Origin of the sequence: Parapedobacter brassicae (assembly GCF_051400755.1) — a bacterium.
GTDB lineage: Bacteria > Bacteroidota > Bacteroidia > Sphingobacteriales > Sphingobacteriaceae > Parapedobacter.
Window position 1 is genome coordinate 119,731 of the sequence record NZ_JBLFFL010000003.1, and the last position, 12,465, is coordinate 132,195.

Below are 12,465 nucleotides of genomic sequence, written 5' to 3' on the forward strand. Positions count from 1 at the left end.
CCTTTATCGATTATCGCTCATTTTGCTTCAACGCAGCCAGTGCAACTTCCTCATCCGGTATAGGCCAAACATATCGCTTTGAAAGCGGCTCAAGTTCATATGTACCTCCTTGCACAGTCCTATACAACGTTCTTTTATGGTTTTCATCCTTATTAAGCCTTCTCAGGTCTTCCCACGAAATGCCACGGAAAATCAATTCTTTACGCCGTTCAGCTACAATGATTTCAAGGAGCGCTTTGGAACCTTGGTCCACAATTGGATTAAAGGCATCTTTGTTATACCGATTTTTCATCAGGTAGTTCAACCGATCAAGAGCTTTGGTATGATTTCCCAAGCGGGCGGCGCATTCAGCCGCAATTAAATACATCTCATCCAAGGCAAGGCCGGTAAAAAAGCCAAATGGCCCATCGCCACAGTAGCTTCCTTTGAACAATAACTTATCTGTTTTGCCGCTGAAAAGTGCCTCCGCATCCCGCTCAAAATAAACATGGCGACGCAGGTCATTTTCTGCATACATTCCAAACAAAACGGTATCCACGTTAAGTCTCGCAGGATCCGTGACAGCGATGTTGGGGATGGCCGAAAAAAATATAACTTCCTTATTACGGTCTGTCGTATAAGGCTGCGATGGAAAAGGGTAATACCCAATTGAGTCAATTATATTGAAATCTATCAATCCGTTACCAAGTGCAATGCATGTTTCGGCATGAGCTTCTGCTTCGATGTACTTTCCCATATTCAGGTACGTTTTTGCAAGTAGCGCTTCAGACGCCTGCTTGGCCGGGAGCAGGGTGTTTTCAGAATGTTGCGGTAAAAATTCAAGTGAACTGCTTGCGTCCCGAATGATCCGATCATAGAGCGCTGCCACATTTCCACGTCCTAACTGTACTGTTATATCGGCCTCAAGCCTCAATGGTACTCCGGGGTCGATTGACGCCGAAGTGGAATCATACGGGTTACAAAATAGCTGGGCCAGGCAATAGTAGTTAAATGCCCGGATAAACAGGGCTGTACCCTTAACTCGATTCCAGGCGTTTTCATCATCGGCGGGCGAAATCTTACTTACACCGTCCAGCGCCATGTTTGCCAATAGTATCCGGTGATAAGCGTTGTCCCAATCCCCTACGTTTGTCTGTTGATAGACATCTGAAGCCCATATATAGCCATTTTTCTGATAAGGATCCCTTAGCGTTACCCAATCATCGTCCGTGAGGTAATACTCGTCGCTGCCTACCGCTGAAAGCAGATGGCTCGAATTGTAATTGACAGCATTCATGTTATTGAATAACGCCTCGTAATCCTGGATCGTTCGGGGTATGACTTGGCTCCCATCCCGTTTGATATCCAGAAATTCGCGCCCACATGCGGCAAATATCGTCAGTATGGCGAGCAATAAAAATTTTGTTGTCTTCATTTCTGCTTCGTTTTCGTTGGTTAAAAATCTAACTGCACACCCAGTGCGACAGTTCGAGGAGCGGGATATTCTGCATCTTTAAAATCCGGATCTATGCCATTGTCGTTAGATCGCCATAGTATCCCCAAATTTCTGGTGTAAGCATATAGGCGTATGCTTTGTAAAGGAAAGCTTCGCCTGCGATTGACATTTAAGGTATACCCAATCGTAACATCTTGAAGTCTTATTTGATCACCTTTGGTTACTAAAACCTCTGAATCCCGGTATACCGCATCGGCGTACGGCGTATATGCCGACGCATAAGCGGGAACATCGGTGCGCAATTCATCGCCCGGTTGCAGCCATCTTTTGAAATAGTCCATATGATATCCGGCGTTACCGAAAAATTCCTGGCCCGAAAACATGGAACGCCGCCGAAACACATATCCGGCCCTGAAAACAATGTTTACACCGAGTTCTATTCCACGCCATCCCAACGTGTTCCTCACACTACCATAGTAAGGCGGAACGGCGACTCCGGCAACCACTAATTCATCGGCACTATGACTTCCGTAGAACGCTTCGTAGTCATCCGTCCGGACGCCATCACTGTACATCACCGGATACCCCGTCTCATGGTCGAGCCCATACCAGGGCAGCGCATATACCACATCCCTCGATCGGCCGATGACAGGGGGCGGATTGGTAAAATAGGTGCCGATGGTAGGCACATCTCCTATGTTGAAATGTGTGACCCTGTTCTGCACGTAGCTGAACTGGAAATCGGTCTGCCACTTCAGTGCGCCCGTCAGGTTGCGTGTAGTGACCTGCACATCCCAGCCGTGCGTACGCAGGTTGGCATAATTGATCTGGTTGGACAGCCGGGCCGCGCTGTTGATCCCCGTAGATGGGGCCATGTAATCCTCGCCGATCAAGTCCTCGGCATGTTTCACATAATATTCCACATTCCCCTGTATCCGGTTGTTTCGGCTGGCGAAGTCCAGCCCGAAGTTCAACGTATTGACCTGCTCCCAGCGCAGCGACGGGTTGCCCACGCTCTGCACGTTGGCCACGGGCAACCCGGTGGTGGAGTTGGTGGTAAACCGCACCACCGGAAATACGCTCACCTGCTTATTGACATTGCCCGCGCTGCCATAGGTTGCCCGCAAGCGCAGGTATGGCAGGATCTCGTGCAGCCCGTAAAAACTTTCCTTGCTCATATTCCAGCTGCCGCCGATGGACCACAGCGGCACGCCCTTCTGGTTGGTCTTCACCCCAAAGAGGTTGCTGCCATCCCAGCGCAGGCTACCCGAGAGCGTGTAGCGATCGGCATAGGTGTAAGCCGCATTGCCGAAGTACGACAGGTAGCGGTCGGTATAATGCGTCAAACCCGTAGGGGGTGTGGGCAGGCGCGAGCTGCCAGAGGGCCGCACGGGATAAGACTGGTTATAGTTGTAGGTGGCCGTACCCGTCAGCACTTCGCGGTCAAAGTTGTAAATCCGGTAGCCCGGCGAGCTTTCGCTGATGGCCTCCCGGATCTCCGCACCGGCCAGGGCCGTTACACTGTGGTCGCTGCCGAAATCACGGCTGTAATTGAGCTGTGCACGGCCGGACTGGCTCCGGCCCACGGCATTGCGCCCGCCGTCCAGGATCGCCCCATGCGGCACGACCAAACTTCCGTCTGCCTGCGTGAACCGGTTTACCATATTGCGCACGAAATAGCTATCGGCATCATAGTAATTTTCGTTCGTACTGCTGCTTTGCAGGTATTGGTACGTCACGTTCAGGTTGAAATGGTCGAGGAAGCTGTAGCGCAGCGCGGCATTCAGCCGGTACTCGTTGCCGCTGGAAGTGTTGTCGGCCAGCCGCAGCTCGTCCAGCGGGCGGTAGTGCCAATCGAGCAGCCCCTCGCCCATCGCCGCGTCATAATATGCCAATCGCCGTTCCTGAGGTATGGCCCGCGCATTCCCATCGTCATCCGCCAGGCGCACGTAGGTAGACACCTGCTGTGCAGCGGCCGGATCGAGGCTGCCGAGGGAAAGGCCATTGCTGGCCGCCCGCTGCTGGGCATACCAGATACCTGCGGTCACTTCCAGTCCGTCGATGGGCCGGAAGGTGTTCTGCAGATTGATGTTCAATCGATTATTGCTGTTACCTACCAATACACCCCGATTCTGGTCATATCCAGAGGAAAGGTAGTAGCGGTATCGCTCCCCGCCCCCGCTGATATTCAGCGCATACTGCTGGTGGGCCTCACCCCGGTATAGGTGGCGCATGGCTTCGGTGCGCACATCCGTGCTGCGCATGAGCCCCTCCTGCCGGGCCAGCTCCGCATCACCGACCAGCCCGTCCCGGTGCTTGATCAACCACTCCACATAACCCGGAATCGGCGTCCGCGGCTCCTCGGCATAATGGCCGCGTTCAAACAATTCCTTTTCAATTTCCATCACCGTGGCACCTGGCAGCCAGCTCTGGCTGTAGAATAGATCCGGCTTCTCTCCCATGGTGAAGTTGCTGTTGAAAGATATTTTGGCTGCCTGATTGTATCGCCCCTGCTTAGTGGTGATAACAATGACCCCATTCCCTGCACGGGCACCCCAGATGCTGGCTGCCGCTGCATCGCGCAGCACCGTGATGCTCTCGATATCGTTGGGGTTGATGCTGTTGATATCACCCTCGTAAGGGAAATTATCCACCACGATGAGCGGCGTTTCATCCGATTCGATGGTGGCCACTCCGCGCACACGGATGTCCGCGGGCGAAGTGCCTCCGGCATTGACAAACTGCACACCGGGTGCGATGCCTTCCAGGCGTTGCAGGACATTCGGTCCCACACTGCGGTTGAGCAGCTCGTTGTCGATGTGCATGAAGGAGCCCGTGGCCCGCTCCTTGGGCACCTCATAGTAGCCCGTATTGATGATTACTTCTTCCAGCGCGGATGCGTCCGTTTCGAGATGAATCTCAATGGATTCGGAGCCATTCAGCCCATTGGTGGGCATACGTTGCGGTATGTAGCCCACATACGTTACCAGTATGGTATCGGTATCCACAGAGACCATGATCCGGAAACGGCCTTCGGCATCCGCCGTAGCCGACCCGCCATACCGCATTGAGCGGACATTGGCACCACCAAGCAGTGCACGCTCTTCTGCCGACCTCACGGTGCCCGTTATTATCTGCTGGGAAAATGCCGCGGCCACAGCAAAGCATAAGAATAGTATCAATAATAGGGTTGATTTCATTTCAAGATGGTTTAGTTGTTGGCAATAGGTTGTTCAGGCTGATTTTCCATATCCACATGCTCGCCGTTGATGACCTTGGCGATGTTTTCGGCAGTGATATCTTCATACTGCGGAATAGCCAGCAGTTTGCCCTCATGTATCCACACGGTGCCGAAGGCCGTCACATAGCGCGAAAAAGCGATGCCGTGCAGTGCAGGGTCGTTCACGATCGAATACCGGGTCCATTGATGCTTTTCCATGAAGGCTACAGCCCGGCGTTCGCTGTCGAACGCCTGCACTGGGATAACCGCCAGTTCAGCCTGAAATGCCGAATCTCTTATTGCATCCAGCTTATTGAGCGACTCCAGGCAAGGCTTGCACCACGTGGCCCAGAAATCCAATATGATCAGCTTCTTATCCCGGTAATCATTGAGTGTAATGGTATCCTTCCTTTCTGGATGGTTCACCACCTGCAGCGGCAGGTGCCACAAGGCTTCGGGGATGGTATCCCCGATTTGCAAGGGCTTGATACTATCCGAGGAAATACCCGACAGCACAGGCCCCGAGGGCTCGGGGCGCTGTGCGTGGGCTTCTGCACACATGAAAGAAACTACAGCCAAGAGACTGATATGTCGTATGTCGAGATGTTTGAGTATATGTTTGGTTAGGGCATAGTATACCCCTAAGCGTAAATTTTGCTTCATTAGATATTGGTAGTTAACGGTTTAAGAAAAATTGTTTCAAAAACCGGCCTCCAACGCCGAAGAAATTTCCATGAAAGTTGGAAGTATGAAAAAAAGCGTCTACTTTTAGCTATTGCGAATTGACTGAAAATAAACACCTTCTCCAACCTGAACTAAAACGGATTTATCCTTTCAGCATTGGGGTCGGTGGCAGCAGAGGAAGAGGCTTTTTATTGGCCGTGCTTCGGGGTTTGGCTTTTTAGGCCTCTCTCCTACGCGCTTCCGTCGGCTGCTTCGTTTTCGGCTAGCCCTATTCGGGACCGCATATAACGTTCTTTGTAAGGATACGCTGCACAAACCGTAGCCGCACCTCGTTGAGGCGGGATTCGGCATTTTGGTTTTGGTTTAAAATCGTTCTTTTCATAATCAATGTGGTTATGATATGAACGATGTTGGTCTCGAAGTGTAATAGGCACCACTTGAAATAAGCAAGGGGCAGCCGCACACCTTAGGCCCGAGGGTGACCAACCCAGTAGTCCCTAAGTCTTCACGAGACTCACGAGAGCACATTTTCCACCTAAAGCTGACGTGCAGCCACCCACATGCTATATGACAAAAGTAGGAAACTTTTTCAAAGCATGGGGCGATCACACGGTTCCCTCGGTGGAAATTGGTCGTTTACGGACCGAGAAAACATCGTTCATCAAGGCAAAATTGCCGTGATTATCAATCGCTGAAACAAATATAAGAACAATGTTCTAAACCCCCAAATATTTGGTGGTTAAATTTTTATTTATGACCGAGATTTATCAGACAAAAGCTATCTTTCGAATAGAATATGAATTAATATTAAATGTAAAGGCATTCCGTGACAAAAGAGGATGGTCCCAGGAGGTTCTGAGTGGTAAAATGCTTCTTGCCGTCAATTTTGTCGGCAAATGCGAATCTTTGGATCAGCCAGAGAAATATAATTTGCGCCATATAGGGATTTTGAAAAGAGTATTCGGCTTCAAAAGCCTTGATGAATTTTTCCCCTCTGGAATACCTAACGATGAACAGATTGTTATTAGATACAAAAAAGTGCCTAAGAAGAAAGCCGACGGAAGTGATTCCAAGATTATGGAAAATGTAGTGGTGGAAATAGTTGTTGTCGATGGGGAAACGAAAGCGGAGGTGAATAAGATGAATAAGAAAGGAACTGATGAGTAAAATTTAGCCGGCTAACAGATAGTGACGCAATAAAATTATAAACCGCTTATTCCAGAAACCAAACCAATGAACCTAAATGAATTATGGCCGTAATTAGATTTCTAAAAGAACAAAAGCTTACAGACTGGATACAAGTATGCTGTTCAATACTATTAGTGTTAGCCGCATTTTGGGCATTGTTTACTTGGAGAAATCAAAAAGAATATGAAGTCGAAATTTTGGGGATTTCGAATGCGTCAAAACATTTTGATACATTCATGAATGTCTATGCGATTAGTGAAGAAGGGCTGTCGGATGATCAAAGGAAGGTATTATCAGAATTTGTCAAAAAACAAGACAAATTAATCGAGCACAATCACAAGTTTTTGAATCTGTTAATTCACAAAACACTTATAGACAACAACAAAGAAAAGTACCGAAGCGAACATGATCTTATGATTGAACATATAAATCTGGTATTGTCAACTTTCAAAAAGAGATCAGATAAAACCTTATACCAATTCTATCACAAACTTTATACAGAGATTAGAGCAACTGATGTACGCCTGGAGATGTCCAGTATGATATTAAATTCCTTAAAAGATGATGGTATTATTTCTGACAACGATGTTGCAGAGTTGGCGGAATATGCCAACTGGTTAGATGATTCCGTCAAAAACACTAAAGCCAACTTGTTGTCGATTCATAAATTATTAACAGAACTAATAGATTTTTAACAAAGACGAACTCAACCTTTGATATCGCGTTCTATGATATCAAACACGAATACAGACCTATGGTGAAAAGCCAATAGAAAGACAGATACCTCCAAATGAAAAAATTATCAGAAAACAAAAAAAAAAATATTAGGAATGCATCATCGTTCGTATTAGGTGTGATAATAACAATAATAATAACTAAGACGTCAGACAAGATTGTTCCGAACGACCCGGTGATTGTAAAGGAATATACTGATACGATTAAAATAGTCCACGATTACAAAATTCCAAACGAATTAAACGGTGATTCGACAACACAAGAACTTGAAAGGAAAATTAAAAACTTAGAGCTATTGAATAATTATGACAGACAAATCAAAGAAAGAATTACGCTAACAAAAAATGTTGACGGAGTAATCCCAAATTTAATTCTAACAGGAAGTGAAAATAGAATAAAAAGTAAAGGGTACACATATGGCAGTTCTTCTGCTTATTTTACTTCCGTTTGTCCCGATATGAACAATGATTTTCTGGATATAAGACTTGATTTTTTTAACCCGACTTTCACGAAGGATATTGCTTATTTAAGAGTTAATATCTACCGTTTCGACAATAAGAACTCCAATGAAGCCAGAACTTCTATTCTCGAAGAATTTTACGAAGTAAAATCTCAAAATAATATAATTAGGATAAGCAATGATTTTCCAAAAGGAAAATATGAAATTCTTTATGGTTTTATATTTAACAACGAGCTTACAAAAACATTTCCTTCCTTTAATTTCAAGAAATGTATAGTGACCAAATAAAATTTACTACTGCCTGGATATGGCGGAGGTAACTGGGTTATGGTTTTCGCTGATGAAGGCTCTTCCCATTTTTGATGGTGGCCACCGCTCACCGATGTGCCGTTTTAAACAAAAGGTGGAGTAATTAGGCACAATGCTACAAACATTAACCTAACAAAAGCTTATGGCATATCTGAGCAAAACAGGTCGGCTTGCAACGTGGGCGAAGCGATGATCACCACCGCTGGCAATCTACCTGCGAAGTACGTAATCCATTCCGTAGGGCAGTTTACCTTTATAAATTGAAAACCAATTAGGCTGATAACTAAAAGAATATTAATGACATATGAAAAAAAAGTAAAATACTATTACAACTCGGATACCCTTCAATCCGAGACCAACACTTAATAAATATTTAAATAAAACACTTATAACCGTGCTGATTATGGAATTAATTAAAGAATTGATAGGGAAACCCCTTGATGCGTTCTGGTCTACACTAGGCGCTGAACTCAAAAACATCATTTCTAACCGAATGTTGGAGTACGAAATTGAAGAGTATGAAAGAAATTATTACACTAAGACAATAGTACATCGAACTGAACCCGTTAAATTATTCGACTTTTATTTACCTCTTCATATAAGGAAGCATGGCAATAATTACAAAGAAGATAGATTGCCTACGCTGAGCTGCCGAGATTTATTTGCCGACCATTCTGACTTTCTGACCATAATGGGGACAGCAGGAAGTGGGAAAAGTACTATTGTTAAATATTTAGTTGTTAAAGCAATTGAAGAGAAATTCAAGATACCTATTAAGGTCGAATTGCGATATTTGAATAGCTATAGTGGAAGTTTAAATAGTTTTATTGAACACGAGATATTCAAGTTCCAGCAATTGGCTTTTGATAATAATATTATTGATAGGCTATTAAAATCTGGTAATTTCATTTTCTTCTTTGACGGCTATGACGAATTGAGTTCCCATGTCAAAGATGGTATTACTAGGAACATTAACGACTTCACCAAGTTATATAACAAAAACTCTTATTTGTTAACAACAAGACCATTTACAAACATTGAGTTGTTGTCAAAATTTCGAAACTTTGAAGTGTGTCCCCTTAGTGAGGCCGAAATAGAACAATTCGTCAGGAAGCAAATCCCACCCAAAGAAAAAGAAACAGCAAATAAAATAGTAGAAGCGGCAAACTCAGCCGAAAATAGCAATTATACGTCCTACCTTAGCAATCCGTTACTTCTGTCAATGTTTATTCTAACATATCAGACTTATTCTAACGTTCCGCCTAAAAGAAGCTCTTTCTATCGACAGGTTTTCGAATCTCTATTCTATCTACACGATAGTATGTCAAAATTGTCATGGACAAGGGAAAAAAAATCTGGACTCAATAAAGAGCAATTTGAATATGTTCTTCAGCTATTCTCCTTTATAAGTTTTTTTCACGAAATGTTTGTCTTTGATATCAGTTACATTGAAGCTATTTTAAATCAAATAAAGGATAAAAAGAAGTCCATTGAGTTCGACAATAAAGATTTGCTAGACGATTTACAGGTTGGAATATGCATTTTGAATAAAGAAGGAATAGACTATGTGTTTCCTCACAGGTCTCTTCAAGAATACTTTGCATCACAATATATTGTCAATTTAGATCCTAAGAATAAGAAGGAGATTTATAAGAGGATTTTAGACCAATTTGTTACCTCCGACATTGTAGATTATTTTACTAAAGATAACTTTTACTCTTTAATCGCTGAACAAGATCCTATGGGAGTTATAAGAAACATATCTATACCTTATTTTGAGGAAGTTAATCAAAAGATTAAACTTGAATTGACCGAAGAGCAAAAAGCGAATCTAATTGATTCTGTTCGCTATTTCAGTTTATCTTTCCACACGAGCCATATTGATTTGACGCAGTTATTTAGAGCTTTTTCGGATTTTGCCGACGAGAGAAACCGATTATTCAAAGAAATATTTTCAAGAAACCGTAAATTGAAGAATGAAAACGGCAATATTAAACTCTTAAAAACAGAGAGCGAAAAATTATCTTCGATATATAATAACCAAATTAAGAATCTAAAACATTTATTACCGTCAATAATAAAGAACTGTAGAGGATTTCTTAGGGATGAGGAAAATAGCGACAGTGGAATCATCGATTTAATATAAATTAGTCACGACTTAATCTGACAGTTACAATTAGAAAAGTAACTTTAAGCAGATTAAGTAACATGGCAACACAATAAAATCAAGAACAAGTTAGGGGGTGTCCCAATGTATGTAGAATCCATCAAGCTGGCTTCTCGTAGAGAGGGAATGGTAGAGGCGATGAAGATATATCATGAAAACATCGAGACCGACAACGATACAAGCAAGTAACCGCCTTGCAACAATGCAATATCAACCATCGTAGGGGCGTACCTAATAGTACTATAATGCATCATTATGAGGGAAAGTATTCTCGAAAAGATTTCAGAGCTAGTTGCCAAAGGAATTAAATCGGAAGCGGAGTGTGTTTACCTGCTGGCACAAACAAGAAAATATATGGAACAGCAAGGCATGCCCGGATATTGGAATCTGAGGATGTGCGCCAATTGGACCCTGCACAGTCAGCTGGACAATCCTACCGTACAGGGTTTCCTCCGTGAACTGAACGATTTCCTTATCGATGCTGAAGCCCAGAGTAGATATAATATAGACCGTCATCCCTCGCTTAAAAGTAAGCTTTCCTTCGTCGCCTCTTTACAAGACGAGCTGTCCGAATTTCTAAATACTGTCGGAATCGATTCCACGATATGCACTGATTATTCAGCATTTCGCAGTCTTTTGGGGATATTCGGTCAAGTGATTGAAGACACGCCATTGCTTTGCAAAGCTAATTCGCCACTTTCCCATCTCAGTGAAGTGACATTTGCAAGGCGAAAATCCATCTTCCAAAAAGATATATACCCGATATCGCTTTACTGGAAGATTAAAAATGGGGATAAGGCCATTCTCCTAATAAAGTCAGACATACGTTCCGTACCATTAGGTCCATTTGAGGTTATTACCAAAACATTTACCATCGTGACGAATGACAACGAGTTATAGAAAAGGATGGTGCAGACTTTTAACGGTGTCTTGTACACTAATTCCAGAACATCCTCTCACAACCACGCATGAACGGCTACCTCGTTCCAAGTAATTTGGATACAGTCTTTAAACTTTCTACCTTTAACCTAACCAATGTGACCTAAAACACCGTTGGCATCGTTCCCTGCTGTTAGTCTCGTGCGAATCTGTTTACCGGTCCCATTGTGGCTGCCCGGAAACAGCGGTTTTTCAAATTGAGGACCGCTTGGGCTACATCAGAAACGATACATTGATCTACCAAATACCAAAAGAGAGTGACATTGCTTTATTCTTTCCGTATGAAACAGCCATTATCTGCAATATGGCTGTATTAGGAGCGTTATGACGCACCGTAACAAATTCAGGGATTCACGATAAACCGTAAATACCAATATATTACTAAAAAATTTGGCTAGAACCTATTGATTGTTTATCTTTACCACAACCAGCGTGAACTGATATTGAGAATAAGTTTCAGTTTAGAAAGGGAAAGAAAACCCTATAAAACGAAACCCGATAGCTTGAATTGCTTCAGGGGCTACCGGGAATAATCTTATACAAAGATAAGACTATCTATTGAAATAACAAAATACTAGGCCTAATGTTGTATTGCGATTTTCAGAGCATTATTTCACAACCACGCATGAACAGGTATCTTCATGCCTGCAACGGCGCTAGCAAAAAAGCGATGACGCTGTATCGGAAAAACCTCAAACTATCACAGGAGTTATTTACAATTATCAGCTGTTTTGAAATCGCGTTGCGGAATAAAGTGGATGTGGTCTACCGAAATGCACATGGTGCTGAATGGCTAAAAAACGCTGCGATAAATGGCATGTTCGACAATCAGAACTGCAGGCATACAAAAGCCATCATCCTGCAATGCCTCAAAAAACTAAATCATAACTACACTCCAGCAAAGCTTATTGCGGAAATGGATTTTGGTTTCTGGCGTTATCTCTTCGCACAACCGCAATTCCATGCAGGCAGTAAAATTCTGCTCAAAGCGTTTCCGGCCAAACCGACTAGTACACCAGCAATCCAATATAACCACAGCTACGTATTTAACCAGCTCGGCCAAATAAACGAACTGCGCAATCGCATCGCCCATCATGAGCCGATATGTTTCGCGCCCGGCCAGCCGTTGATCGATACAACATATGCGCGGCAACATTATAACCTCATATTGCAATTATTCCAGTGGATGAACATTGACGAATCGGCACTATGAAAACCACCAGCTCGCTGATAGTCGCCTGTCCACGTGATTTCACAGATTCCAGAATTTGAAGGGATAAGGCAGGCAATTGCCCCAGTAATAATTGCTCGCGGGCTACCTTGACTTC

General features: G+C 44.0%; 10 protein-coding genes. 7 read left to right on the forward strand and 3 right to left on the reverse strand.

The features are described from left to right. Positions 1-10: 10 nt before the first annotated feature. Genes ACMGDE_RS09755 through ACMGDE_RS09765 form a run of 3 tightly spaced genes read right to left on the reverse strand, consistent with a single transcriptional unit; the run spans position 11 to position 5,318 of the window. Complete coding sequence (locus tag ACMGDE_RS09755; protein ID WP_436832598.1) at positions 11-1,414, reverse strand: RagB/SusD family nutrient uptake outer membrane protein; 1,404 nt, start codon at positions 1,412-1,414, stop codon at positions 11-13. A 20-nt stretch (positions 1,415-1,434) separates the two neighbouring features. Further along, a complete protein-coding gene (locus ACMGDE_RS09760) occupies positions 1,435-4,635 on the reverse strand; it encodes a SusC/RagA family TonB-linked outer membrane protein (RefSeq protein ID WP_436832599.1) in 3,201 nt (1,066 codons plus the stop codon). An 11-nt stretch (positions 4,636-4,646) separates the two neighbouring features. After that, positions 4,647-5,318, reverse strand: a complete 672-nt coding sequence (locus ACMGDE_RS09765; protein WP_436832600.1) for a TlpA disulfide reductase family protein — start codon at positions 5,316-5,318, stop codon at positions 4,647-4,649. 774 nt (positions 5,319-6,092) lie between these two features. Between ACMGDE_RS09765 and ACMGDE_RS09770 the strand changes: the two genes are divergently transcribed. The 7 genes from ACMGDE_RS09770 (at position 6,093) to ACMGDE_RS09800 (ending at position 12,350) form a co-directional block, all read left to right on the forward strand. After that, on the forward strand, positions 6,093-6,506 hold the full coding sequence (locus ACMGDE_RS09770) for a helix-turn-helix domain-containing protein (protein ID WP_436832601.1): 414 nt from the start codon (positions 6,093-6,095) through the stop codon (positions 6,504-6,506). Positions 6,507-6,589: 83 nt separating this feature from the next. Beyond that, complete coding sequence (locus ACMGDE_RS09775; protein ID WP_436832602.1) at positions 6,590-7,222, forward strand: hypothetical protein; 633 nt, start codon at positions 6,590-6,592, stop codon at positions 7,220-7,222. A gap of 95 nt (positions 7,223-7,317) precedes the next feature. Beyond that, positions 7,318-8,010 carry a hypothetical protein gene (locus tag ACMGDE_RS09780; protein WP_436832603.1) on the forward strand — a complete coding sequence of 231 codons (693 nt, stop codon included), beginning with the start codon at positions 7,318-7,320 and terminating at the stop codon, positions 8,008-8,010. A 144-nt stretch (positions 8,011-8,154) separates the two neighbouring features. After that, the gene (locus tag ACMGDE_RS09785; protein ID WP_436833112.1) at positions 8,155-8,295 is read left to right on the forward strand and encodes a macro domain-containing protein; all 141 of its coding nucleotides are present in this window, start codon (positions 8,155-8,157) and stop codon (positions 8,293-8,295) included. Positions 8,296-8,434: 139 nt separating this feature from the next. Continuing rightward, on the forward strand, positions 8,435-10,177 hold the full coding sequence (locus ACMGDE_RS09790; protein ID WP_436832604.1) for an NACHT domain-containing protein: 1,743 nt from the start codon (positions 8,435-8,437) through the stop codon (positions 10,175-10,177). Between the two features lie 276 nt (positions 10,178-10,453). Continuing rightward, positions 10,454-11,098, forward strand: a complete 645-nt coding sequence (locus ACMGDE_RS09795) for a hypothetical protein (RefSeq protein ID WP_436832605.1) — start codon at positions 10,454-10,456, stop codon at positions 11,096-11,098. Positions 11,099-11,762: 664 nt separating this feature from the next. Next, a complete protein-coding gene (locus ACMGDE_RS09800) occupies positions 11,763-12,350 on the forward strand; it encodes an Abi family protein (protein ID WP_436832606.1) in 588 nt (195 codons plus the stop codon). Positions 12,351-12,465: the final 115 nt, after the last annotated feature.

Excerpts from the sequence above, each read along its gene's own strand:
- ACMGDE_RS09755 (WP_436832598.1), bottom strand. The coding sequence starts at position 1,414 with ATGAAGACAACAAAATTTTTATTGCTCGCCATACTGACGATATTTGCC.
- ACMGDE_RS09760 (WP_436832599.1), bottom strand. The coding sequence starts at position 4,635 with ATGAAATCAACCCTATTATTGATACTATTCTTATGCTTTGCTGTGGCC.
- ACMGDE_RS09765 (WP_436832600.1), bottom strand. The coding sequence starts at position 5,318 with ATGAAGCAAAATTTACGCTTAGGGGTATACTATGCCCTAACCAAACAT.
- ACMGDE_RS09770 (WP_436832601.1), top strand. The coding sequence starts at position 6,093 with ATGACCGAGATTTATCAGACAAAAGCTATCTTTCGAATAGAATATGAA.
- ACMGDE_RS09775 (WP_436832602.1), top strand. The coding sequence starts at position 6,590 with ATGGCCGTAATTAGATTTCTAAAAGAACAAAAGCTTACAGACTGGATA.
- ACMGDE_RS09780 (WP_436832603.1), top strand. The coding sequence starts at position 7,318 with ATGAAAAAATTATCAGAAAACAAAAAAAAAAATATTAGGAATGCATCA.
- ACMGDE_RS09790 (WP_436832604.1), top strand. The coding sequence starts at position 8,435 with ATGGAATTAATTAAAGAATTGATAGGGAAACCCCTTGATGCGTTCTGG.
- ACMGDE_RS09795 (WP_436832605.1), top strand. The coding sequence starts at position 10,454 with ATGAGGGAAAGTATTCTCGAAAAGATTTCAGAGCTAGTTGCCAAAGGA.
- ACMGDE_RS09800 (WP_436832606.1), top strand. The coding sequence starts at position 11,763 with ATGAACAGGTATCTTCATGCCTGCAACGGCGCTAGCAAAAAAGCGATG.